Genomic DNA, 23770 nt, shown 5'->3' with positions numbered 1-23770 from the left:
CGCCCTTTAAGGCCTCCAGCGCGACCTTCGCCTTGAACTCCGGCGCATGCTGCTTGCGTTTAGACATCTGTAATCTCCTTGGTGTTGAAGATCAGCAGACTGCATATCGTAGCTTATGTCAGTGTCCGAATTTCGGGGGGTAGCTTACCCGATGAGCCACCGGCGTGGCATGATTGCCCTCGGTGTCTTCTTTCAAGTTAGAAACGGTGCCGGCGATCTTCGTCGCGCGGCACATCGGCCAAGGCAAAGCCGGACAGGTGACAGACTTCCCCGGGCCGCGACGGCCAGCGCAGGGGATGAATGGGCGCGGTCGGTTCAGGCGTCGGGACGTCCGTGATCGGCCAGGCACTTCTCGTGGTCGCGCAGCACTTCGAGGATACGACAATCGGCGACGCGGTCGGCGTTGCATTCACGGATCATCCGCTGCAACTCGCCCCTCAGCGCCTCGAGCCGGGCGATCCGAGCCTCGACGTCGCTCAGCTGTTTCTGCGCCACCGCATCGACCTGCGCGCACGACCGTTCCGGGCTGTCCGACAGCTCCAGCAACTCCCGTATCGCCCCCAGCGAAAAGCCAAGCTCGCGCGCGTGGCGGATGAACGCAAGACGATCCAGCGCGACATCTTCATACCGTCGCTGGCCGCCGTCCGTTCGGCCCGGTTCCGGCATCAGGCCGATCTGTTCATAATAGCGGATCGTCTGCACCTTTGTGCCCGTCCGCCGGCCAAGTGTGCCGATGGAAAACATGTCGCTTTCTCCCCCGTTCTTCGGTTGCCGCGCCCGCGGGCCCTGCACCCGGACGGACAATTCGGAAATTTTCGCACTGCGCCTTGAACCTACAGTCGCTGTAGATTGTATATCCATTGTTGATCGGGAATCACAACGGAGCGCCAACATGGTCGACGCCACCACTGAGCAACGCGAATGGCGCGTGACGGGCATGGATTGCGGATCCTGCGCGGCCAAGGTGCGGGGCGCGGTCGAACGCCTGCCCGGCATCGCGGATGTCGATGTCGCGCTGATGGCCGAACGGTTGCGCCTGACGCTGGATGCCGCTCAGACCTCGCCCGAGGCCGTCGAGAAGGCCGTGCGCCGGGTCGGCTTCGGCATCGCGCCCAAGGGGGCGGCGCCGGAAAGGCCCAAGGGCGGCTTCGTGCTGCCCGAAGGGGCATTCCCCGTTGCCGACGCCGGCGCCGGCGACAATGCCGACAACGCGTCGGCGTCGCCCGATCAGCCACCCGTCGCCAGATGGTATCAGACGCCAAAGGGGCGTTTGGTCATCGGCACCGGGGCGCTGTTGGCGGCGGCGTGGGGTGCCCGCCTTGTCCTGCCGGCCGAGATCGCCCTCTGGGGTTTTGTCCTCGCCACGCTGATCGGCCTTGCCCCCGTGGCGGCGCGGGCTGTCGCGATGGCCCGTGCCGGCATGCCCTTCACCATCGAGATGCTGATGACGATCGCTGCGGGCGGCGCGCTGGTGATCGGCGAGGCGGAAGAGGCCGCACTGGTCGTGTTCCTGTTCGCCGTGGGCGAGCTTCTGGAAGGCATCTCGGCGGGCAAGGCCCGCGACAGCATCCGCGCGCTGTCCCGGCTGGTGCCACGGACCGCGCAGCTTGAGGCCGACGGCCGGACGCGCGCGGTTTCGGCCGCGAAACTGGCGGTCGGTCAGGTCGTCCAGGTCCGTCCGGGCGACCGCGTGCCCTGCGACGGCGAGGTGATCGCCGGAATATCCGGCGTCGACGAAAGCCCGGTGACCGGCGAAAGCGTCCCGATCCTGAAGGAAAGCGGCGCCCAGGTCTTTGCAGGGTCGATCAACACCGAGGCGTTGCTTCGCGTGCGCGTCACCAAAGCGGCCGAGGACAACACCATCGCCCGCATCGTGCGCCTTGTCGAAGAGGCCGAAAGCGCGCGCGCCCCCACCGAACGCTTCATCGACCGCTTCAGCCGGGTCTACATGCCGGCCGTCGTCGGTGCCGCGGTTCTGGTGGCGATCGTTCCGCCGCTGGCGTTTGGACAGGCTTGGGGCGAATGGGTCTATCGGGCGCTGGCGCTTCTGCTGATCGGCTGCCCCTGCGCGCTGGTGATCTCCGTGCCGGCCTCGATCACCTCGGCCCTTTCGACCGGGGCGCGCAACGGTCTGTTGATGAAGGGCGGCGCGGTGGTCGAGGCGGCCGCGCGCACCACCCACGTCGCCTTCGACAAGACCGGAACCCTGACGCACGGCAAGCCCCGCGTCACCGACCTGTCGGTGCTGGACGGACACGAGGCCGACCTGCTGGCGCTTGCTGCGGGTGTCGAAAGTGGCGCCAGCCATCCGCTGGGCCAGGCGATCTGTGCCGAAGCGGACCGGCGCGGCATCAACGCGGCCCCGGCCACGGGCGCGCGCGCCTTGCCCGGCAAGGGGGCCGAAGCCTTGATCGATGGCGCGACCGTCTGTGTCGGCTCACCCCGGCTGGCCGGCGAGCGGGGCGCGCTGAAGGACGATCTCGGCGATCGCACGGCCGCGCTGGAAGCCGAGGGCAAGACCGTGGTGATCGTGTTGCGCGATGACGTGGCGCAGGGCCTGATCGCCTTGCGCGATGAACCCCGCGCCGACGCGGCCGAGGCGGTCGCGGCACTGCGCAGCCTTGGCATTTCGTCGATCATGCTGACCGGGGACAATCCGCGCACTGCCCAGGCCATCGCCGGCGGATTGGGGATCGGGCACCGGGCCGGGCTTCTGCCCGAAGACAAGGTGGCGGCGATCCGCGACCTGACCACCGACGCCCGCGTGATGATGATCGGTGACGGCATCAACGATGCCCCCGCGCTGGCCGCCGCCCATGTCGGCGTCGCCATGGGGTCGGGCACCGACGTGGCGCTGGAGACGGCCGACGCCGCCATCCTGCGCAACCGCGTAACCGACGTGGCGGCCACGATCCGCCTGTCGCGCGCGGCCATGGCGAATATCCGCCAGAACATCGTCATCGCGCTGGGGTTGAAGGCGGTCTTCCTTGTGACGACGGTGTTCGGTATCACCGGCCTGTGGATCGCGATCCTTGCCGATACCGGCGCCACCGTGCTGGTCACGATGAACGCCCTGCGGCTGTTGTTCTACCGACCCTCCGACAGCTCGCCGGTTCAGGGGCACACGCCCCGCACCAATTCCGTAACCGCGACACCCTGAAAGGAACCTCCGATGATCCTCACCCGACGCTCGATGATCGCCCTGACCGCCGGCTTTGTGGCCATGGCCCCCTTTGGCGGGCTGGCGCAGGCTCCGCTGTCGATCCACGTTCTGAAGGATCCGAATTGCGGCTGTTGCACCGCCTGGATCGAGATCCTCAGGAACGATGGCTTCACCGTCACCACCGAACGCAGTTTCGGCACCCTGATGATGCGCCACAAGCTGGATCATGGCATCCCCCAGAACATGACCTCGTGCCACACCGGCGAGATCGAGGGTTACATGATCGAAGGGCACGTGCCGACGGCGGACATCCGCAGGCTTCTGGCCGAACGCCCCGATGCCATCGGCCTTACCGTGCCCGGCATGCCCTATGGATCGCCGGGCATGGGGCCGGAAGACCGGCGCGACGCCTATGATGTGTTCCTGATCCGGCGCGATGGCAGCACGGAGGTGTTCACCCATTACGAGGCCGCATGAAGCGGCAATGGGGCGTGGGTCGACGCGAGGGCATTGATGCGCGCCCTCTTGCCGCAACGCTTGAAGTCATCTGTCAGGAATGCGCCGCAACCGCCGGTTTTGCATTGAAAAACCTTTCGATCGCGCCCAGCAATGTGGCCCCGGTGAACGGCTTGCTCAACACCTGGCAGTTGCCCAGCGTTTCGGCCGAGGGCACATCGATGTCGCCGGTCGCAAAGACCACCGGCAGGTCCGCGTTCACCGCCCGTGCGTCCTGGGCCAGTTCTTCACCCGTGCCGTCGGGCAATCCGACGTCGGTGATCAGCACGTCCACACGCTCGGCCCGCAAACACGCGAGCGCATCGCGCGCGCTTGCGGCTTCCAGCACGTCATAACCGGCGTCGCGCAACTCATCCGCCATGTCGAGACGGATCAGCACGTCATCCTCGCAGATCAGAACACGCAGGCCGCGGGGCACGGGCCTGGGCTTGATTTCGGATTGCTCGAAAACGCCAGCCGCCTCGGTGGTTCTCGCGGGGATGGCGGTGCCGTCGGCTCCCAGAACCTCGCGGATCTTCTGTGCCAATTGCTGTTGCGTATAGGGCTTGCCGATCAGCTGAACCCCATCGTTCAGCCGCCCATCATCGACGATCGTGTCCTGCACATAGCCCGAGGTGAACAGAACCGGCACGTGCGGGCGCAACGCACGCATTTTTTCCGCCAGCGCCTGACCGTTCGTCTCACCCGGCATGACGACGTCGCTCAGCAGAAGATCGATGTCGTCATGTTTTGCGATCAGCTCCAGCGCCTGTTCGCCGTCCGATGCCCGCAGCACATGATACCCCAGATCGGTCAACATGCCGTATGCGACATCGCGCACCTCGTCGTCGTCCTCGACCAGCAGGATCGTTTCCGACCCGCCGATCAGTTCGGCGTCCTGGGCGGGGCCCTTCGATTGCGCATCCTCCAGCGACCGGGGCAGATAGATGCTGATGGTCGTGCCGACCCCGACCGTGCTGTCGATCGTGACGTGGCCTCCGGATTGCTTGGCAAAACCGTAAACCATCGACAGGCCCAACCCGGTGCCCTGGCCATCGGGTTTGGTGGTGAAGAACGGCTCGAATATACGTTCGAGCGTTTCGGGCGCCATGCCGCAACCGGTGTCGGTGATCGCCAGGCGAACGTATTCGCCGGGCGCGGCATCGGGGTGGGTGCGCGCAAAGGCTTCGTCCAGATCCGCGTTGGTCAGGTCGATCGTCAGCTTCCCCTGCCCGTCCATCGCATCGCGCGCGTTGATCGCCAGGTTCAAAAGGGCGTTTTCCATGCTGTTGCGATCGATGCTGGTGTTCCACAGACCGTCGGCACATTGTGTCTCAAGCGCGACCCCCTCGCCGATGGCGCTGCTCAGGATCTCGGTGGTGCCGTTCACCAGCCGGCTCAGATCCGTGACCACCGGGGCCAGAGCCTGCTTGCGGGCGAACGACAGCAACTGCGACGCCAGCGTGGCACCGCGTTCGACGCTGCGCATGGCCTGATCCAGACGCGACCAGGCGGCCGAGTCGGACGGGATGTTGCGCATCGCGAATTGCAGGTTGCCCAGCATGATCTGAAGCAGGTTGTTGAAATCGTGGGCGATTCCCCCGGCGAGCGCGCCGATCGCCTCGAGCTTCTGGCTTTGGCGCAGCGCCGCGTGCAACTCCTCCAGCTCGCGGTTCCGGCGTTCCACCCGGGCTTCCAGCGTCGCGTTCACCCGGGCGACCTCTGCCTCGACGGTCTTGCGTTCCTCGATATCGGTGTTGGTGCCGACCCAGCCGGTCAATGTTCCATCGTTCGTGCGCAAGGGCGACGCGCGCACGATATGCCAGCGATAGGTGCCGTCGAACTTGCGGACGCGAAACTCGGCCTCGTAGGCGACAGCCTCGCGGATGGCCGCCTGCCACTTGGTGGACGCCGCGTCCAGGTCGTCGGGGTGCAGGACCTTGACCCAGTCGGCGCCGTAAAGTTCGCCTTCCTTGTGCCCCGTGAATTCATACAGCCGGTCGTTCAGCCAGTTCAGCCCGCCGTCCTTTTCGGCGGTCCAGACATGGATCGGCATCGTCTGCGCCATGATGCGGAACTTGTCGCGCCGCGCGGTAAGCTCGGCTTGCGCGTTGATCTGGGCGGTGACATCGTGACCCTGCACGAAAATCCCCGTCGGCGTGCCCGAGTCGTCGTTCAGCGGGTGAAAGATGAAATCGACGAAGCGCTGCTCGGGGCGGGCCTCCGGCGAGGTCTGGATATTCACCGGCATCTCGGTGAACGAGACCGGCTCGCTCGTTTGATAGACCCGATCGAGCAGTTCGAAGAACCCCTGCCCTTCGACATCGGGCAACGCCACGCGGGCGGGCAGGCCGATCACGTCGCGGCCGCCGATCAGGTCGGTATAGGCCTGGTTCACGATCTGAAAGACGTGATCCGGCCCGCTCAGCGTTGCCATGAAACTGGGCGCATGATCGAACGCCGACTGGAAAAACTCGGTCATCTTTCCAAGCGCCAGGTTTTCGGTGGCCACCGCTTCCGCGCGATGCATGAGGGCCGCGCTGCGGGCATAGTTTTCGGGTTGCGCCACCGGTTCGCCCTGGACCAGGTCGGTCACTTCGACGGTGTTTTGCAGGATGAATTCGACGCGGCCGTGATCGTCCAGGATCGGGGTGTGGGTCGCGCTCCAGTATCGCTGGGCCTCGTGACCATCCTCGGTCTTGATGGGATAGGGGATCAGCGGCAGATGATCGGCCTGCCCCGTCTCGAACACACGGCGGAACGACCCTTGCAACATCTGTTCGGACACCGATGTGGCCGGCGCCGGGAAGACATCGGACATGAGATGCCCGATCACCGCGTCCTGCCCCCGGCCCGTCACCTTCAGATAGGCGTCGTTGGCCCAGATCATGCGCAGGTCGGTATCAAGCAGAACATAGGGCGACGGCGCGTTCGCGAAGAGAGCATTCAGATCAACTTGCATGGGTCCTCATCCACCAACCTTGAAGGGTCTGCCTTTACACGAAATTCATACCCTACGGACGCAGAGGGTTTCATCAGGAAAATGCGCCCGCCACCACCAAAGATCGCTTGCGGCGTGCGCCTAGTCGGCCAGACGTTCGCCCAACCGGTGCGGGCTGGACATCGCCGAACCCAGGGCTTCGCCGCCGAGAAGCTGAACGTGGCTCTGGATCGCGAAACGGTCGGTCATGCCGGCGATGTAATCCGCGACGATCCGCGCCAGCGCGGTGTCGTCCGCGGCATCGGCCACATCCTTGCGCCATTGCTTGGGCAACAGATCGGTGCGCGTCATGAACAGCGGGAACAGATCGTCGATCTTGCGGGTCACCTCGCGCCGCATCTCCACGACCGGCGGTGCGCGATACATCCGTTCGAACAGGAACTGCCGGATCACCTTCAGATCGGCCCAGACACCATCGGAAAACCGCACCACCGGACGCCCGGCATCGCGCACGTCCTGCGCGCTTTGCGGGTTCAGGTCAGCCAGCGCGGCGCGGGCCTGTTCGATCACGTCCTCGACCAGCAGGCCGAAGAACCGGCGCAGCGCCTCGTGGCGGCGGCGGTAATAGTTCAGGCCGGGATATTTCGTGTCGACCCGCGCGAAACAGCGATCCAGCAGCGGCATCCGGGCCAGTTCGTCAGTGTCGAACAATTCGGCCCGCAAGCCGTCATGCAGGTCGTGGTTGTTATAGGCGATATCATCTGCCAGCGCGGCCACCTGCGCCTCGGCGCTGGCATAGCTGTGCAGTTCCAGATCGTGGCGCGCGTTATAGTCGGCCAGCGCATAGGGAATATCGCCGACAACCGGACCGTTGTGCTTGGCGATGCCTTCCAGTGTTTCCCAGGTCAGGTTCAGCCCGTCGAATTCGGCGTAATGCCGCTCGAGCGAGGTGACGATGCGGATCGCCTGGGCGTTGTGATCGAACCCGCCATAGGGTTCCATCAGCGCCTGCAACGCTTCTTCGCCCGTATGCCCGAACGGTGGATGCCCCAGGTCGTGGGCCAGCGCGATGGCTTCGGTCAATTCGCCGTTCAGACCCAGAACACCGGCGATCGTGCGCGCCACCTGTGCCACCTCGATCGAATGGGTCAGCCGGGTGCGGAAATAATCGCCCTCGTGTTCGATGAACACCTGGGTCTTGTGCTTGAGCCGGCGAAAGGCGCTGGCGTGGATGATGCGGTCACGATCGCGTTGAAAACAGCTGCGGAATGCGCTTTCGTCTTCGGCGAACAATCTGCCACGGCTGTCTGCGGGCGATGAGGCGAAAGGCGCGGTCATGTCGATGGCCGTTCTTGTGAGGACGTCATCAAACCCATATATTGTGACAACACCCGAAACGGAACCGCGAAAGGCCGTACCATGGACCTCAACCTGCCGCCGAAAGTCACCGACCGCGCCTTTGCCCGCTTGGCCGAGATCGCCGAAGACACCGGAACGCCGCAGTCCCTGCGCGTCGCGGTGGAAGGCGGCGGATGCTCGGGGTTCCAGTATGAGATCAAGCTGGACGCGCCCGCCGAAGATGATCTGGTGCTCGAGAAGGCCGGCCAGAAAGTTCTGGTCGATTCCGTCTCGCTGCCGTTTCTGGCCAATGCCGTGATCGACTTCTCGGAAGAACTGATCGGTGCGCGTTTCGTGATCGAAAATCCCAACGCCTCGTCCTCCTGCGGCTGCGGCACGTCCTTTTCGATGTAAATCCTGTCGTGATCGACTGACCCGACACGGGCCGAACAGGCACCGTTCGCAACAAGAGTGCCATACGTGCAATTCATTCGGTTCTGTATGGTGGGCGGTGTCGGTTTCACCGTTGACGCCGGTCTTTTGCTTCTGGGCATCCGGTTCGGGTTCGACCCGCTGATTGTGCGCATCGCATCGGTCGCCGCCGCGGGGCTGGCGACGTGGCAAATCAACCGCCATTGGACCTTTTCCGCCCGGCGCGCGCGGGGCAGCAAGCGCGCACAGGCACGCGAAGGGTTGCGCTATGGCGTGGTGCAAAGCGGCGGCGCACTTTTGAATTATGCCGTCTTCGCGTTGATCGTCTCGCTTTGGGGGCGCTCGGCGGAACACGCGATGGTCGCGCTGGTGGCCGGATCCTCCTGTGGGTTGCTGCTCAACTTTCTGGGCGCCAAGTTTCTGGTCTTCCGCGCCCCCACCGCCTAGAAACGCTGCGACCCCAAGCCGGAGCATCCCATGCAGATCGCGACCTTCAACATCAACGGTATCAAGGCGCGCATCGGCGCGTTGTCCGATTGGCTGACCGAACAGACGCCCGATGTCGCCATCCTGCAAGAGATCAAGTCGGTGGACGAGAATTTCCCCCGCGACCATTTCGAGGACATGGGATACAACGTCGAAACCCACGGTCAGAAATCGTTCAACGGCGTGGCGATCCTGTCGAAACTGCCGCTGGAAGACGTGACGCGCGGCCTGCCCGGTGACGACGCCGACGAACAGGCCCGCTGGATCGAGGCGACCGTGGTGGGCAGGCGGGCGGTGCGGATTTGCGGGCTGTATCTGCCCAATGGCAACCCGGCGCCGGGGCCGAAATACGACTACAAGCTGGCATGGATGGAGCGGCTTCACGCGCGGGCGGTGGAGCTGCTGAAGGCCGAGGAACCGGCGCTGATGGCCGGGGACTACAACGTCATCCCGCAAGACATCGACGCCGCCCGCCCCGACGCCTGGCGCAAGGATGCGCTGGCCCTGCCCGACAGCCGCGCGGCGTTCCGGCGGATCCTGAACCTCGGCTATACCGAAGCTTTCCGCGCCCGTGTCCAGGGACCGGGCCACTATTCGTTCTGGGACTACCAGGCCGGCGCCTGGAACAAGAACGATGGCATCCGCATCGATCACTTTCTGCTGACACCGCAATGCGCCGACCTGATGCGAAACTGCTGGATCGAAACCGACGTGCGCGGGCGCGAAAAACCGTCGGACCATGTGCCTGTCTGGGTCGACCTGGACGCGTGAAGCCGGCTGAAGGTGGCGGGCGCTATTCCGCCGCCACCTTGCGCGCTTCCAGCATCGGCTTGAGATAGCGGCCCGTGTGACTGGCTTCGGTCGCCGCAACCTGTTCAGGCGTTCCCGTCGCCACCACCTGACCGCCGCCATCGCCACCCTCGGGACCGATGTCGATGATCCAGTCCGCGGTCTTGATCACGTCCAGGTTATGTTCGATCACGACAACCGAGTTGCCTTGGTCCACCAGTTCATGCAGCACCTCCAGCAGCTTGCGCACATCGTCAAAGTGCAGGCCGGTCGTCGGCTCGTCCAGGATATACAGGGTTCGACCCGTTGACCGCTTGGCCAGTTCCTTGGACAGTTTCACGCGCTGCGCCTCGCCACCCGACAGGGTCGTCGCCTGTTGCCCGACCTTGATATAGCCCAGGCCGACGCGCATCAGCGCATCCATCTTCTCGCGGATCGTCGGGACGGCCTTGAAAAACTCCTGCGCATCTTCAACCGTCATGTCAAGAACGTCCGATATGCTCTTGCCCTTGAACTGAATTTCCAAAGTTTCTCGATTGTATCGCGCGCCCTTGCAGGTCTCGCATTCGACATAGACGTCGGGCAGGAAATGCATCTCGATCTTGATGACCCCGTCGCCTTGGCATGCCTCGCAACGCCCGCCCTTGACGTTGAAGCTGAAGCGTCCCGGCTTGTAGCCACGGGCCTTGGCTTCGGGCAGACCAGCGAACCAGTCGCGGATCGGTGTGAACGCCCCGGTGTACGTCGCCGGATTCGAACGCGGAGTCCGCCCGATGGGGCGTTGGTCGATGTCGATGACCTTGTCCAGATGCTCCAACCCCTTGATCGTCTGGCACGGCGCGGGCGTCTGGCGCGCGCCGTTCAGCCGCATCGATGCCGTCTTGAACAGGGTTTCGATGGTCAGGGTGGATTTGCCACCCCCGGAAACGCCCGAAACACACAGGAAAAGCCCCAGAGGGAAATCGACCGTGACATCGCGCAGGTTGTTGCCGCTGGCCTCGACCACCGTCACCTTCTTCTTGTTGCCCTTGCGCCGTTCGGCCGGCACCGGAATTTCGCGCGCCCCTGTCAGGTATTGACCGGTCAGCGAATTGGCGTCGGCCATGATGTCGGCCGGCGTGCCCTTGGCCACCACTTGCCCGCCATGGGTGCCCGCGCCGGGGCCGATGTCAAAGACATAATCCGCCTCGCGGATCGCCTCTTCGTCGTGTTCCACCACGATAACGGTATTACCCTGATCCCGCAGGTTCTTCAGCGTATCCAGCAGGCGGTCATTGTCACGCTGGTGCAGGCCGATGGACGGCTCGTCCAGCACATAGAGAACGCCGGTCAGGCCCGAACCGATCTGTGATGCCAGCCGGATCCGCTGGGATTCGCCACCCGACAACGTGCCCGCATTGCGCGACAGGGTGAGGTATTCCAGCCCGACGTTGTTCAGGAATCCGAGGCGCTCGCGGATCTCCTTCAGGATCGCCCGCGCGATTTCGTTCTTCTGCTTCGACAGCTTTTCGGGCACCGCAAGGGTCCAGTCGTAAGCCTCGCGGATCGACATCTGCACCACTTCGCCCACATGCAATCCGGCGATCTTGACCGCCAGCGCCTCGGGCCGCAGGCGGTATCCGTTGCAGGCACCGCAGGGGCGGTTGTTCTGATAGCGTTCGAATTCTTCGCGGATCCAGGTGCTGTCGGTCTCCCGATAACGCCGTTGCATATTCGGGATCACCCCCTCGAACGGGCGCGACACGTTATAGACCCGGCCGCCTTCGTCATAGCGGAAGGCGATCTCGTCCTTGCCCGAGCCGTGCAGGAACGCCTGCTGGACGTGTTCGGGCAGATCCTTCCACTTGGCCGATTGCTTGAAGCCATAGTGTTTTGCCATCGCCTCGATCGTTTGCAGGAAATACGGCGACTTGCCCTTGCGCCAGGGCGCCAGCGCGCCGTCGGAAATCTTCAGGTTCTGATCGGGCACCACCAGCCGTTCGTCGAAGAACAGCTCGACCCCCAGCCCGTCACACACCGGACAGGCGCCGAACGGCGCATTGAACGAGAACAGGCGGGGCTCGATCTCGGGGATCGTGAAGCCGCTGACCGGACAGGCGAATTTCTCGGAAAAGGTGAAACGCTCGGGCTCGGGCGTTTCGCCGTCGTCGGCCGCCGCGGGGGCGGTTTCCAGGATCGCGATGCCATCCGCCAGGTCCAACGCGGTGCGGAAACTGTCGGCCAGGCGGGTTTCCAGGCCCTCGCGCACGACCAGGCGGTCGACGACGACGTCGATGTCGTGGCGGAACTTCTTGTCCAGCGTCGGCGGCTCGTCCAGCTCGTAAAACGCACCATCGACCTTGACCCGCTGGAACCCCTGCTTGCGAAGGTCCTGAAATTCCTTGCGGTATTCACCCTTGCGATCCCGAATGATCGGGGCCAGCAGATAACCGCGGGTTCCCTCCTCCATGGCCATCACGCGGTCGACCATGTCCTGCACCTGCTGCGCCTCGATGGGCAGGCCGGTGGCCGGCGAAAACGGTGTGCCCGCCCGCGCGAACAACAGGCGCATGTAGTCGTAGATCTCGGTCACCGTGCCAACGGTCGAGCGCGGGTTCTTCGATGTCGTCTTCTGTTCAATGCTGATCGCCGGAGACAGACCGCTGATATGATCGACGTCCGGTTTTTGCATGATATCAAGGAATTGGCGCGCATAGGCCGACAGGGATTCGACATACCGCCGCTGCCCCTCGGCATAGATTGTATCGAACGCCAGAGACGACTTGCCCGATCCCGACAGGCCGGTGATGACCACCAGCTGGTCACGCGGAATATCGACGTCGATCGATTTCAGATTGTGTTCGCGCGCGCCGCGCACCTCGATCATCTTCTGTTCGGGCATGGGCCACCTGTCCTTGAAGCAACGCGGGTTACATAGTCGTATCCTGGCCGTCTGCCACCCGTCCGCTGGAACATTTCACGAACTTTTACCATTTCTTTACGTCTTGCCGGCCATGTTCCTGTGGATAAGGACAATGGAAAGGGCCCCGACCGCACACAGACACGCCGCAAGCGTGAACAGGCCGGACATTCCGTTCGCCAGGGTCATAGCGAAAAACGGTGTGCCGAATGCCGTGCCGATGTTGCCCACCTGCGCCAGCGCCCCGCTGGCCCGCGCGCGCGACGGTCCCGACGCGTTCAGCGCCGGAATTGCGGCAAAACTGGCCCCCGGAACAAGGCCGTTGAGGCAGAAATAGCAAACCACAAGGGTCGCGGATTGGGGCCAAACGACCAGGGCGGCCGCCGTGCCGCCCGACGCGATGAACGCCAGGATGGCCAGGCGAAGCGGATCGATCAGCCGGCTCAGCGCGCCGGCCAGGAACGTGCCGCCCAACGACATCAACGGCAAGGCGGTGCCGCCCCATCCCATCAAGGGCGGCGCCAGGGTCAACAGCGCGACGAAGGACAAGGTATGCCAGAGGAAGATCAGCGCCGGTGCAACCGTATGCGGATCGCGATAGATCGCCACGTGCTCGGCCAGCAGGCCGCGCCCGATCGGCCCCGCCTTTCGCGCGCCGGGCGGCAGCCGCCACCAGAGCGCGACCGCCAAAAACCACAGCGCCATGCCGTGACCGGCAAGTATGGTTCCAAGTCCGTCAATCCGCAGCAAGCCGGGAAAGATCATGGCGGACACGGCAAAGGACACCCCAAAGAACATGCCCCAGATCCCCATGACGATGCCCTGATCCTGCGTCCGGGCCGCGGCGATCATCGCCGTGGGGGCGGCGACGACGATCACGAGGTGCGAGAACCCTTCGACCAGTCGCGAACTGAAATAGACCGGATAAGCCGGCTCCGCGGCCTGCAGCATCGACACCGCGCCGCCCAGGACAAGCGCGCCGACCAACATCGAACGCGCACCGAAACGCGCGACGATCATTCCCGCGCTCGCCCCGAAGATCACGCCGGCCACGCTGGTCAACGACACCAGCACCGCAACCGACGCGACATCGCGCCCGAACATCTGGGCGTGCTGTGCAAGGGTCAGCGCGACCTTGCTGAACTGGGCGGCCGCCAACAGGCCGGCCAGGAACAGAAGCGCAATGCGCAGCCAGTCGGTCTTTGCCAAACCATCCAACGGTAACCCGCCCGCGGATATGTCCGGCGCGTCCATGGTGATGGATTTCATGGCGTCATCGCGACAATGGCGCAGCCGGCAAGCGGCATCCGACGGCCGTCATCGCCTGCCCCGCCGCATTCAGCCCGACGTCGCGCCGCCCGACCGGATCTCGCTGACCACCGCGCCATATCCGCCTTCGTCGGTGAAGACGCGTTCCTTGTCATTCATCGACCGCCCCAAGGCGGCGTTGCGATACGGGAACCGCCCGAAGCGGCGGATCACCTCGCGGTGTGCCCGCGCATGCAGAAGATTGCTGCCCCCCGCCTCCATGCGCTTGGCAAACAGGCGCACCGACCGTTCCTGATCGGTCAGGCATTCGGAATGCATCAGCGGCATGTAGAAGAACTGTCGCGCAGGCGGATCGATCTTCATGTCCCATTCGCGCGCGATGGCCATCTTGGCGGCGGCCATCGCCGCCGCATCGGACGAGAACGCCTTTGCGGTGTCGCGGAACATGTTGCGCGGGAACTGATCGTTCAGAATGATATAGGCCAGCGTGCCCGAGGGCGAGGTCAGCCAATGGTCCAGCCCGCCCTTCTGCGATGCTTCCCAGTCATCCAGGAACCGATCCCGAATATCGGCATCCAGCTTGGCGGAACTGTCATACCACTTCTTCGGCCCGACCTCGTCCAGCCAATAGGTCAGTATCTCGTCCGGTGTCGACATCGCCACGCGCTCCCTCATCGCTTCCCCCGCGTTGAGCGTTGCAAAGAAACGATGCGATGACAAGGCATGGCGCGCGAAGGCGTGTCAGGCAGCAGCGTCATCTGCACGCACCTCTTCGGCATGTTCGACGGCCCATTCCTGCGCCGCCTCCAGAACAACGGCGGACGACGACGGCAGAACGGCGACATAGGCCGAGGTTTCATCCGGCGACGCGCGCTGGGTCATGCGATACAGACAATAGACCCCGAGGATCAGCATCAAGGTGGACATGAACACCCAGAACCCGGCCGGCCCGATCACGCTCATCATCCAGCCGACGATCAACGGGCCGGCAACGGCGCCGATCCCGTTGATGAACAGCAAGCCGCCCGATGCAGCGGCCATATCCTCGGCCTCGAGATAATCGTTGGTATAGGCGATCAACAGCGCATACAGCGGGTTGGCCACCCCCCCGATCACGAATCCGACGATCAGAAGCGTTGCGAATTCGGCGCCCAGAACGGCACCGACCATCGTCGCCGCCGATCCGACCAGAGCGGTCGAACAGATCAGCACCCGGCGATCAAAGCGGTCAGACAACCACCCCACCGGAAACTGGATGACCAGGCCGCCGACATAGATCATCGCAATGAACAGCGAAATCTGCGGCACGCTCAGCCCGGCCTGCGCACCATAGACGGCGGCCATGCCGAACTGTGCGGAAATCACCCCGCCCAGCAGGAACATCCCGACACACCCCGTCGGCGACACCGCATAAAGGGTTTTCAGGCTCATCGGTTTTGTCGTGTCGAAGGCGGGCGTCGGGTTGACCGAAAGCAGAATGGGCGCGAACGAGATCGACACCAGGACCGATGGAATGACGAACAGGATGAACCCCGAAGGATCCCCCAGCACGACGATCCCCTGGGCCGAGATGATGCCGAGCATCTGAACGATCATGTAGAGCGACAACGACTGGCCGCGCGTTTCATTGGTCGCGGCATTGTTCAGCCAGCTTTCGGCGGTGACATAGACGGCCGAAAAACAGAACCCGATCAGAACCCGCAACCCGGTCCAGACCCAGGGGTCGGCAATCGACGGATACAGGATGAGAATGGCCGAAATGAACGAGCCGAGTGCGGCAAACACGCGCACATGCCCCACCCGCCGGATCATCTCGGGCGCGATCCGCGATCCGCCGAGGAACCCGACGAAATAGGCAGACATCACCACGGACATCTCGAAGGTCGAGAATCCCTCGATGCTGCCGCGAACACCCAAAAGCGTTCCCTGAAGGCCGTTTCCGACCATGAGCAGACCCATGCCCAGGAACAGCGGCCAGGATGTGCGTATAACCTGAATCATCTGCGTTTCGCCTCCGATTTGGGCCCTATGGCCGCCGGGCCTGGCCCGTCGATGCCGGATCACCGTCCGCCCGACGCCCGCCGTTGGCGGGCGGTAACAGAAGCGACGCGTCCCCGTAAGAGAAAAAGCGATAGCGCTCGGCAATCGCATGGGCATAGATCCGGCGGATCCGTTCCGGCCCCATCAAAGCCGACACCAGCATCATCAGCGTCGATCTTGGCAGATGGAAGTTGGTCATCAGCGCGTCGGCAATCCGAAATTCAAAGCCGGGCGTGATGAAGATATCGGTCTCGCCGGTCCATGGTGCGATTTCACCGGGCCCGATGGCCGCGCTTTCGATCAGGCGCAGCGCCGTGGTGCCGACCGGAATGACGCGCCCACCGGCGGCCCTGGTGGCGTTGATCTCGGCCGCGGCGGCCGGGCTGACGGCGCCCCATTCCGCGTGCATCCTGTGATCGGCGATGTCATCCACCTTGACCGGCAGGAAGGTTCCCGCGCCGACATGCAGCGTCACATGGGTCAGATCGACCCCCCGGGCCGCCAGCGCGTCCATCACCGCATCGTCGAAATGCAACGAGGCCGTCGGCGCCGCCACCGCCCCCGCGTGGCGCGCCCACAGCGTCTGGTAATCCTCGCGATCCTGCGCATCGGCGGGCCGCCGCGCGGCGATATAGGGCGGCAGCGGCATCTGCCCCGCGGCCTCGAGCGCCGCATCGAACGCCGCCCCCGTGACATTGAACGCCAGCGTTGCAGTGCCCGCGTCGCGCGACACCAGCCGCGCCGCCAAACCGTCGGAAAACACGATCTCCTCGCCGTCGCGGATCTTGCGCAGCGGCTTCAGCAAGGCGCGCCACCTGCCGTCCGGCGCAGGATCCAGAAGCGTCACCTCGATCTTCGCGGCGCGATGGCCTTCGGCCCCGTCGCGGAACCGCTGACCGCTCAGGCGGGCGGGAATCACCTTGGTATCGTTCAGAACCAACCGGTCGCCAGGCCGCAGCCATGTCGCCAGGTCGGTGACACGTGCATCGGTGATCGCATCACCGTCCGCCACCAAAAGCCGCGCCGACGACCGTGGGCGCGCCGGTCGCGTGGCGATCAGGTCTTCGGGCAGATCGAAATCGAAATCGGACAGTTTCATGGCGCCCTTCTGGAACTCCGTCCGCAGGGCGTCAACCGCCCCTGCTTCTTACCGATCCAAATACTCATCTTCCGAACCCTCGCCCCGGGCGCACGGTCACCGCGTGGGCGGCGGGCGGCGGAACAGCTCGCGAAACATCCCGGGCGTCAGGATCGACAGCGGATTGACCGAAACCGCCGGTCGCGCTGCGGCTCCCCTGAGGGTGAAGTTGAACCCGAACAACCCCTCGCCGCGCCGCGTCAAGATCGCGCCGATCCCGTTCAGCAGGTAGATCGGCGAGATCACCCCCTGCATGTCGATCCGCTTGTCCGCCAACCGGTAAACCCCGTCCAGCGAGATGCCGAGCGACGCGCCGGTGGCACTGCCCTGATACAGGATCACCTGGGCCGGGGTCAGCCGGAAACTGGCCTGGGTGCGATCGAACACCAATCCGTCGCCGTTCAGCTGTTCCAGCAGGCCGACCACCGAAATCGCGCCCAACAGGTCGGCGATGGCCGGGGCGCCGCGGATGCGGATCCGCCCGACCTCCAACGTGCCGTCATAGGTGCCGGGATCGCCGGTGGGCTGCAACAGCAGGTTCATCGGCCCGTCATAGGCGTTCTTCACCAGACCCGCATCGCGCAGCACGCCACCGGCGTCGTTGGCGCGCAGGCGCACGGTGACGCCGCGCGGCCCCCCCGCCAGTTCGCCCTGAACCGGGGTGCCGCCGTTGATGCGGGCGGAAAAGCCGCCGCTGGTGGCGCGCCCGGCCGCCAGCCGCGCGACCACGCCGGTCAGCGCGATCCCCTCGGTCATTTCCAGACGGTCCAGATTCAACGCTATGGGCCCGCGCGGGCCGCCCGCACCGCCGCGGCTGCCGCCGAGACCCTTGATCGCGCGTCTGAAATCGACCGCTCCGCCGTTGACCGCCACGGCGGGCGGCACGCCCTTGCCGCGCCCGGTCAGAACGACGGGCGCGTCCAGCCAGCCGTTCAGGCGCACACGCTGGAACGACGCCTGTTTCAGCCCGCCGCCATCGGGGCGCAGGCTGATGCGGCCCGCGGCGTCCAGGCCGGGCGCGGCCAGCGTGATGCGATCCACCACCGGGGTTGCGCCAAGGGTCGCGGCGACCTCCAGCGCGCCCTTTGTGGAACGGGCCTTGGACCAACCCAGCGCATCCAGCGACAGGCCGATCCCGGCAAGATCGCTGGTCAGCGTCAGGCGCGGCGGCTGCCCTTTCGCCAGGTCGACGGTCAGAGCACCGGTGCCGCGCCCCGAAACGCTGCCCTCGGGCAGTGCGATCCCCAGGCGGCGCACCGCGTCGGCGCTCAGCTCGACCTGCGCGTTCACGCGGCTTGCGCCGCCGCCGCCTGGCACCCGGTCCAGCCGCCAGCGCCCGCTGGCCGCCACCCCGTCCAGCGTCGCATCGCCCGACACCACGACCGCTTCGCGCCCGACCGTGACCGCCAGCTGCCGCGCGGCCAGCGTGCGGCCGGGTATCAGCGTGGTCGATGTCAGGTTGTCCAGGGTGCCCTCGACCGCCAGGTCGATATCGTCGGGCGTCTGCCCCTTCGCGAACACCAGCCCCAGGTCGGCCTGCATCCTTGCGTGCGCCTCGGCCAGGTCCGGGCCCAGCGCACTGTCGGCCATCACGTTCAGGGGCGGGCCGCGCAGCAGGGTCATCAGCGCCGTCAGATCACTGTCGGTGCGCACCGAAATCTCGCCGCGGGCCGGTTTTTGCCGGGTGTCGGGCACGACCAGCGTCGAACCGGCGACGTCGATGACGCGCTGCGGCGACGCGGCGACCTGCCCCGCGTCCAGTGTCAGCGAAAACCGGTGATCGCCCACCGCCGCATATCCGGTGGCACCGGTGATCGGCGGCATGTCACGCAGATACCGCACCGACGCGCCGTCGAATCCGAAGGTCACGGCCAGTTCCGGCTTCGCGCCCGGCGACTTGCGCAATCCGCCGGCGACGTTGAACAGCCGGCCGCCTGAAATGTTCTCGGTCAGCCACTGTCGCGTTTTTGCGGCGACGGGGACCGGCCAGAAGTCATAGCCACGCGCCACCGGCACGGTATCGGTCTTGAAGTCCAGCGCCAGGTGCCAGCCATCCGGCCGCGCATCCGCCTGACCCTGCATGACATAATCGCGCCGGCCGGTGTCGGTGTCCTCGCTCAGCACCAGTTGGCCGATATCGACGCCGAAGGGGTTCAGCCGCAGGCGCACATCGGCCGATCCCTGATCGAACGTCACCGGCCCCTGGAAGAACCCCAGGGGCGGGATGCGCAGGCTGTCCAGCGAAAGCTGCGTCACCAGCGCGCCGGGACGGCCCCGCGAATCGATGTTGCGCAGATAGGCCTGGCCGCGGGCCTGCAGGCTCAGGTGTTCGCCTTCTACCGCGATCTGCGAAAAGGTCACCTTTTGCGCCGCCGCGGAGTAGTCGAAATAGGCCTTGGCGTTGTCGAACCGCAGCGGCGCGCCCTGCCCCGCCGGGGTCAGCAGGCCGGCGCCGATCTCAAGCGTTCCGGCCAGATCGGCCAAGGCGCCCGATTGCGTCAGCGTGGCCCGCAAAGCCCCCGAAATCGGCGCATCCAGCAGCGACAGGAAGGCCAGCGCGGGCGTCTGAACCGCGATGTCGCGGGCATCGACCCCATCGATGTTGGCGATGATCGCCGCCCGCCCACCATCGCGGAAGGTGCGCATCGACAGCGCCAGCCGTGCCAGATCGTCGGTGCCGTTGAACACCTCGGCGTTCAGCATCAGGTTCAGGCCGCGGGTCTCGGGCCGCAGGCTGAGCGTGGCATCGTCGATCGACCAGACCCGGGCCGATCGCGCATCCTCCAGCGTGACGTCCAGCCCCGCGATCTCGATCCCGTCCAGCCGGTCCAGCGCGCCCTCGGCGAACAACCGGTCCGCGACGTTCAGGATGGCGGCGATACCGGGAAATTGCCGCGGCACCAATCCGAACGACAATTCGAACCCACCCTCCGCGTCGCGCCGGATCCTCACATCGGCCCCGTCCAGCCGCAGGGTGCGCGGCGCGATGCGGCGCGCCAGCAACGCCCCCGGGTCAAAGGCGGCCTGCACCCGTTCGAGGTTCGCGATATCGCTGCCGTCGGTGTTGCGCAGCGTCACATCCAGCAGGCTGAGACGCGGCACGCCGTCACCGTCCAGGACGAACGACATCCCGCCCAGCCCGACCGAGCCCAGTTCCAGCCCCTCGTTCATCCGCATCTCGACGCGCGCGGTGATCCAGCCGGGCAGCGGCAGTTCACGGCCGCTGACGATCCACAACCCCAGGGCCAGCAGGATCGTCAGCAACACCGCGCGGAAGGTCCAGCGAAAGAAGAACATCACGGTGCGACGCACGGGACGGCGCGGGCGCGCGGCAGTGTGGCCGCGCGCATGTCTTTGTTGCGGGGTCGCCCCCCCTGTCCCCGCGCCGTGTCGCGCCATCGTCCGATCCGTTTCCCTGACGGCCTTTATCTTCGCCCCTGCGGGCGGTAAACGAAACCGCCAATCCACCAGCCGGAGATCACGTCGCCATGACCGACCCCCTGACAGGCCAGAAGGCACCCGATTTCACCCTGCCCCGCGACGGCGGCGGCACGGTCAGTCTGGCCGATCTGGCCGGCGCCCCGGTCGTGGTTTATTTCTATCCGCGCGATGACACGCCCGGCTGCACCCGCGAAGCCATCGACTTCAGCGAAAAGGCCGCCGATTTTGCCGCGCGCGGCGCAACGGTGCTGGGGATTTCCGCGGACAGCGTGGCCAAGCACGACCGGTTCCGCGACAAGCACGACCTGTCGATCGCCCTGCTTTCGGACGAGGACGCGGCGGTGTGCACGGCCTATGGCGTATGGGTCGAGAAGAAAATGTATGGCAAGACCTTCATGGGCATCGAACGCGCCACCTTCGTGGTCGGGGCCGATGGCACCATCGCGCAGGTCTGGCGCAAGGTGAAAGTGCCCGGCCACGTCGATGAGGTGCAGGCCGCGGTGGGCGAATTGACGGGCGGCGCACACGGCCAAGTTGAATGACGCAACGGTGCCGACGGGCATTTTCGACCATCCGCCGCGGGTTCCGCACCTGCACCGATTGTCGCACCGGTCGGCGAGAATCCGCCCAAGCCGGGGCAATTTAGCGCCCACAGTCAGGGAGTTGAGCAAAATCATTGCGAACGCCGGGCGGGACGGCTAGTCAAACCGTGGCGAACGTGGGGACGTTCGCGGCGACGCTTACGGACGCAAGTAACGGGACGGATCACTTGAAGACTCATAAGACAAATCTGGTGAAGGCAGCAGTGCAACGCGCCTTCCCCGAGCAGCGGTTGTTTCTCAAATCCGAAACCGAAACCCGCTTTGTGCGCCTTTCTTCGACGACTCAGCTTCTCGCGATTTCGGGATCCGCAGTCGTTGTCGGATGGACGATCGTCGCATCGGCGATCCTGCTGATGGACACGATCGGGTCGGGCAACGTGCGCGACCAGGTCAAGCGCGAGCAGGCAACCTATGAAAAGCGGCTGAACGCCCTGTCCGAGGAACGCGACATGCGCGCGGCCGAGGCCCACGCCGCCCAGGAACGTTTCAACTCGGCCCTCGCCCAGGTATCGCGCATGCAGTCCAGCCTGCTGGAATCCGAAGCACGCCGCGCCGAACTGGAAACCGGAATCGGTCTGACGCAGGACACGCTGCGGCGCACCATCGACGAACGCGACACCGCCCGCGATGAGGCCGATACGCTTCAGACGCAACTGGATGTCGCCGGGCTGTCCGATTCGGAAAAAGGCCGCATGCACGACGCCGAGAACACGCTGGACTATCTGTCCGCCGCGCTGGACACGACCGCGGCAGAGCGTGACATCATGGCCGGCCAGGCGGCCGAGGCCGAAGCCTTCGCCGAGGAAGTCATCAACAACCGCCGCACCGTCGAGATGCGCAACGAACAGATCTTCACCCAGCTGGAAGATGCGCTGGCAATTTCCGTGACCCCGCTGGACAAGATGTTCCGCGCGGCCGGGCTGGATACCGACAATCTTCTGAATGCCGTTCGCAAGGGGTATTCCGGCCAGGGCGGTCCGCTGACGCCGATCACCTTCTCGACCAAGGGCCAACAGCCCGATCCCGACAGCGCCCGTGCCAACGGCATTCTCGACAAGCTGGATCGCATGAACCTTTACCGGATCGCGGCACAGAAGGCGCCGTTCGCGCTGCCGCTCAAGGATGCGTTCCGCTTTACCTCGGGGTTCGGTCATCGCTGGGGCCGGCTGCACGCCGGAACCGATTTCGCCGCCAGCTATGGCACCCCGATCTATGCGACCGCCGACGGTGTCGTGACCCACGCCGGCTGGCAGTCGGGTTATGGTCGTCTGGTGAAGATCCAGCACGAGTTCGGGATCGAGACACGTTACGCACACCAGTCGAAGATTCGCGTCAAGGTCGGTCAAAGGGTCTCGCGCGGGGACCGGATCGGTGATATGGGGAATTCCGGACGTTCCACCGGAACCCATCTTCACTACGAGGTGCGTGTGGGCGGAAAAGCCGTCAATCCGATGACCTATATCAAGGCAGCGAAAGATGTTTTCTAAGAGCAAAATCAACGAGCCTGGACCGAAACAAGGGGGCGAGACCGTGCCATCACAGACCAGCTCCGCCACCGATGGTTCGTCGTCGCCTCGCACGTCCACCGATTTTTCGCCCTCGGCGCCGAAGGCCAAGCCGCCGGCATCCGTCCTGTCCGCCGATCTGGTCATCAAGGGCAACCTGAAGACAACGGGCGACATCCAGATCGAAGGCACCGTCGAAGGCGATATCCGTGCCCATCTGCTGACGGTCGGCGAAGGCGCCACGGTCAAGGGCGAGGTCATGGCCGATGATGTTGTCGTGAACGGCCGGGTCGTTGGCCGGGTGCGTGGCCTGAAGGTCCGTCTGACATCGACCGCCAAGGTCGAGGGCGACATCATCCACAAGACCATCGCCATCGAAAGCGGTGCGCATTTCGAAGGCTCGGTGCAGCGTCGTGATGACCCGCTGAACCCGTCGGGCCAGGGCAACCGCCCCGCCGGTGGTGCGAATACCCCGTCGGCTGACGCAAAGAACTAGGCCCGCTGCCCGCGCCTGACGGCGGCTTCGGGCAATCACGCTGGCGCGTTCTGACATCCCAAGCCTTGCAAGGCCCTGACGAACCATCGTCGGGGCCTTTTCGTGTTTGCGCGTTGCTGCACGAACCGGGCCGGCGCCCGGATCTCAGTTGAAGCCGAATTTCCAGACGGCCACGGGAACGCCCAGCAACAGGAACAGCGCGCCGATCAGCAGCGCACCGTCGCGCGTCAGAACACTGGCCGCGAACAGCGCGATCACCGCCGATGCGATCGACCCCGAGGTTGGCACCAGTTCCATGAACGGCATGAACAGCGTCAGCGCCATGACCAGCAGCAGCGGAATGAAGAACATCGGCCTGTGAAACAGGAAGGTGAACCGCTTTTTCAGGAACCGTTCAACAAAGTGCAGCGGCTTGCGCAGCCATCCGATCCCCTTGCACAGCTTGTCCGCTGCCAGTTTCCGCCGGGTGATGAACCCCGGCAGCCACAGGTGATCCCGGCCCACGATCATCTGGATCACCAGCAGGAAGGTGATCACGGCGACCATCGCCGTCAGACCGGGAATCGCGCTGGCCGGCGATGTCGAGATGAGCGAGAATACCAGCATCACCGACGCAAAGGACTTCTGCCCCAGCTTCTCGATGACGTCCTGCACCGTGATTTCCTCGCCTTCGACGGCGTCCTCGATCTGGTCGAGCATTTCACTCAGTGCGCGATAGTTGTCCATGCCGGTTCTC

Annotated in this window: 18 protein-coding genes; 8 read left to right on the top strand and 10 right to left on the bottom strand. The window is 65.0% G+C overall.

Annotated features, from left to right (window positions below; translation table 11 throughout):
- Positions 1-315: 315 nt before the first annotated feature.
- Positions 316-744, bottom strand: coding sequence for a MerR family transcriptional regulator (locus tag CFP68_RS16430; RefSeq protein WP_099828045.1), 429 nt, complete (start codon positions 742-744; stop codon positions 316-318).
- A 148-nt stretch (positions 745-892) separates the two neighbouring features.
- Between CFP68_RS16430 and CFP68_RS16425 the strand changes: the two genes are divergently transcribed.
- Entirely contained in the window at positions 893-3160 is a 2268-nt protein-coding gene (locus tag CFP68_RS16425) for a heavy metal translocating P-type ATPase (RefSeq protein WP_169961487.1), read from the top strand.
- 12 nt (positions 3161-3172) lie between these two features.
- Positions 3173-3640 (top strand): DUF411 domain-containing protein, encoded by a 468-nt coding sequence (locus CFP68_RS16420; protein ID WP_099828033.1) that lies wholly within the window; start codon positions 3173-3175, stop codon positions 3638-3640.
- A 73-nt stretch (positions 3641-3713) separates the two neighbouring features.
- Here the strand turns inward: CFP68_RS16420 and CFP68_RS16415 are convergent, their stop codons facing one another.
- Both CFP68_RS16415 and CFP68_RS16410 read right to left on the bottom strand, forming a co-directional pair.
- Positions 3714-6620 (bottom strand): response regulator, encoded by a 2907-nt coding sequence (locus tag CFP68_RS16415; protein WP_099828032.1) that lies wholly within the window; start codon positions 6618-6620, stop codon positions 3714-3716.
- 120 nt (positions 6621-6740) lie between these two features.
- Positions 6741-7937: a deoxyguanosinetriphosphate triphosphohydrolase gene (locus CFP68_RS16410; protein ID WP_099828031.1), complete on the bottom strand. Its 1197-nt coding sequence runs from the start codon at positions 7935-7937 to the stop codon at positions 6741-6743.
- 81 nt (positions 7938-8018) lie between these two features.
- Here CFP68_RS16410 and CFP68_RS16405 point away from each other — a divergent pair, with 81 nt between their 5' ends.
- From CFP68_RS16405 to xth, 3 genes are all read left to right on the top strand, one after another.
- On the top strand, positions 8019-8351 hold the full coding sequence (locus CFP68_RS16405; RefSeq protein ID WP_099828030.1) for a HesB/IscA family protein: 333 nt from the start codon (positions 8019-8021) through the stop codon (positions 8349-8351).
- Between the two features lie 66 nt (positions 8352-8417).
- Positions 8418-8816 carry a GtrA family protein gene (locus CFP68_RS16400; RefSeq protein WP_145953474.1) on the top strand — a complete coding sequence of 133 codons (399 nt, stop codon included), beginning with the start codon at positions 8418-8420 and terminating at the stop codon, positions 8814-8816.
- A 30-nt stretch (positions 8817-8846) separates the two neighbouring features.
- Positions 8847-9626, top strand: coding sequence for an exodeoxyribonuclease III (gene xth, locus CFP68_RS16395; protein ID WP_099828028.1), 780 nt, complete (start codon positions 8847-8849; stop codon positions 9624-9626).
- Between the two features lie 22 nt (positions 9627-9648).
- Here xth and uvrA read toward each other — a convergent pair whose 3' ends face one another.
- The 6 genes from uvrA to CFP68_RS16365 all read right to left on the bottom strand — a co-directional run bounded on the left by uvrA (position 9649) and on the right by CFP68_RS16365 (position 20389).
- A complete protein-coding gene (gene uvrA / locus CFP68_RS16390) occupies positions 9649-12525 on the bottom strand; it encodes an excinuclease ABC subunit UvrA (protein ID WP_099828027.1) in 2877 nt (958 codons plus the stop codon).
- 96 nt (positions 12526-12621) lie between these two features.
- Positions 12622-13812: an MFS transporter gene (locus CFP68_RS16385; RefSeq protein ID WP_099828026.1), complete on the bottom strand. Its 1191-nt coding sequence runs from the start codon at positions 13810-13812 to the stop codon at positions 12622-12624.
- 69 nt (positions 13813-13881) lie between these two features.
- Positions 13882-14469, bottom strand: coding sequence for a DUF924 family protein (locus tag CFP68_RS16380; protein WP_099828043.1), 588 nt, complete (start codon positions 14467-14469; stop codon positions 13882-13884).
- 84 nt (positions 14470-14553) lie between these two features.
- Positions 14554-15813, bottom strand: a complete 1260-nt coding sequence (locus CFP68_RS16375; RefSeq protein ID WP_099828025.1) for an MFS transporter — start codon at positions 15811-15813, stop codon at positions 14554-14556.
- Between the two features lie 25 nt (positions 15814-15838).
- Entirely contained in the window at positions 15839-16951 is a 1113-nt protein-coding gene (queA, locus tag CFP68_RS16370) for a tRNA preQ1(34) S-adenosylmethionine ribosyltransferase-isomerase QueA (protein WP_099828024.1), read from the bottom strand.
- A gap of 96 nt (positions 16952-17047) precedes the next feature.
- Positions 17048-20389, bottom strand: a complete 3342-nt coding sequence (locus CFP68_RS16365) for a YhdP family protein (protein WP_099828023.1) — start codon at positions 20387-20389, stop codon at positions 17048-17050.
- Positions 20390-20478: 89 nt separating this feature from the next.
- On the opposite strand from CFP68_RS16365, the gene bcp reads away from it, so the two are divergent.
- The 3 genes from bcp to CFP68_RS16350 all read left to right on the top strand — a co-directional run bounded on the left by bcp (position 20479) and on the right by CFP68_RS16350 (position 23034).
- On the top strand, positions 20479-20973 hold the full coding sequence (gene bcp, locus CFP68_RS16360; RefSeq protein ID WP_099828022.1) for a thioredoxin-dependent thiol peroxidase: 495 nt from the start codon (positions 20479-20481) through the stop codon (positions 20971-20973).
- A gap of 251 nt (positions 20974-21224) precedes the next feature.
- On the top strand, positions 21225-22520 hold the full coding sequence (locus CFP68_RS16355; RefSeq protein WP_241524132.1) for a M23 family metallopeptidase: 1296 nt from the start codon (positions 21225-21227) through the stop codon (positions 22518-22520).
- Entirely contained in the window at positions 22510-23034 is a 525-nt protein-coding gene (locus CFP68_RS16350) for a bactofilin family protein (protein WP_099828021.1), read from the top strand. The genes CFP68_RS16355 and CFP68_RS16350 overlap by 11 nt, the downstream gene beginning before the upstream one ends.
- Before the next feature lie 144 nt (positions 23035-23178).
- Here CFP68_RS16350 and CFP68_RS16345 read toward each other — a convergent pair whose 3' ends face one another.
- On the bottom strand, positions 23179-23760 hold the full coding sequence (locus CFP68_RS16345; protein ID WP_099828020.1) for an exopolysaccharide biosynthesis protein: 582 nt from the start codon (positions 23758-23760) through the stop codon (positions 23179-23181).
- Positions 23761-23770 lie beyond the last annotated feature (10 nt).

Source organism: Oceaniglobus indicus (assembly GCF_002751875.1).
In the GTDB taxonomy this organism is placed as follows: Bacteria; Pseudomonadota; Alphaproteobacteria; order Rhodobacterales; family Rhodobacteraceae; genus Oceaniglobus; species Oceaniglobus indicus.
Note: the sequence above shows the minus strand (reverse complement) of the source record. Positions and strands in the feature narration are given on the sequence as shown.

Excerpts from the sequence above, each read along its gene's own strand:
- CFP68_RS16380 (WP_099828043.1), bottom strand. The coding sequence starts at position 14,469 with ATGTCGACACCGGACGAGATACTGACCTATTGGCTGGACGAGGTCGGG.
- CFP68_RS16425 (WP_169961487.1), top strand. The coding sequence starts at position 893 with ATGGTCGACGCCACCACTGAGCAACGCGAATGGCGCGTGACGGGCATG.
- queA (WP_099828024.1), bottom strand. The coding sequence starts at position 16,951 with ATGAAACTGTCCGATTTCGATTTCGATCTGCCCGAAGACCTGATCGCC.
- bcp (WP_099828022.1), top strand. The coding sequence starts at position 20,479 with ATGACCGACCCCCTGACAGGCCAGAAGGCACCCGATTTCACCCTGCCC.
- CFP68_RS16415 (WP_099828032.1), bottom strand. The coding sequence starts at position 6,620 with ATGCAAGTTGATCTGAATGCTCTCTTCGCGAACGCGCCGTCGCCCTAT.
- CFP68_RS16350 (WP_099828021.1), top strand. The coding sequence starts at position 22,510 with ATGTTTTCTAAGAGCAAAATCAACGAGCCTGGACCGAAACAAGGGGGC.
- CFP68_RS16365 (WP_099828023.1), bottom strand. The coding sequence starts at position 20,389 with ATGGCGCGACACGGCGCGGGGACAGGGGGGGCGACCCCGCAACAAAGA.
- uvrA (WP_099828027.1), bottom strand. The coding sequence starts at position 12,525 with ATGCCCGAACAGAAGATGATCGAGGTGCGCGGCGCGCGCGAACACAAT.
- CFP68_RS16430 (WP_099828045.1), bottom strand. The coding sequence starts at position 744 with ATGTTTTCCATCGGCACACTTGGCCGGCGGACGGGCACAAAGGTGCAG.
- CFP68_RS16420 (WP_099828033.1), top strand. The coding sequence starts at position 3,173 with ATGATCCTCACCCGACGCTCGATGATCGCCCTGACCGCCGGCTTTGTG.
- CFP68_RS16375 (WP_099828025.1), bottom strand. The coding sequence starts at position 15,813 with ATGATTCAGGTTATACGCACATCCTGGCCGCTGTTCCTGGGCATGGGT.
- CFP68_RS16405 (WP_099828030.1), top strand. The coding sequence starts at position 8,019 with ATGGACCTCAACCTGCCGCCGAAAGTCACCGACCGCGCCTTTGCCCGC.
- CFP68_RS16385 (WP_099828026.1), bottom strand. The coding sequence starts at position 13,812 with ATGAAATCCATCACCATGGACGCGCCGGACATATCCGCGGGCGGGTTA.
- CFP68_RS16410 (WP_099828031.1), bottom strand. The coding sequence starts at position 7,937 with ATGACCGCGCCTTTCGCCTCATCGCCCGCAGACAGCCGTGGCAGATTG.
- xth (WP_099828028.1), top strand. The coding sequence starts at position 8,847 with ATGCAGATCGCGACCTTCAACATCAACGGTATCAAGGCGCGCATCGGC.
- CFP68_RS16345 (WP_099828020.1), bottom strand. The coding sequence starts at position 23,760 with ATGGACAACTATCGCGCACTGAGTGAAATGCTCGACCAGATCGAGGAC.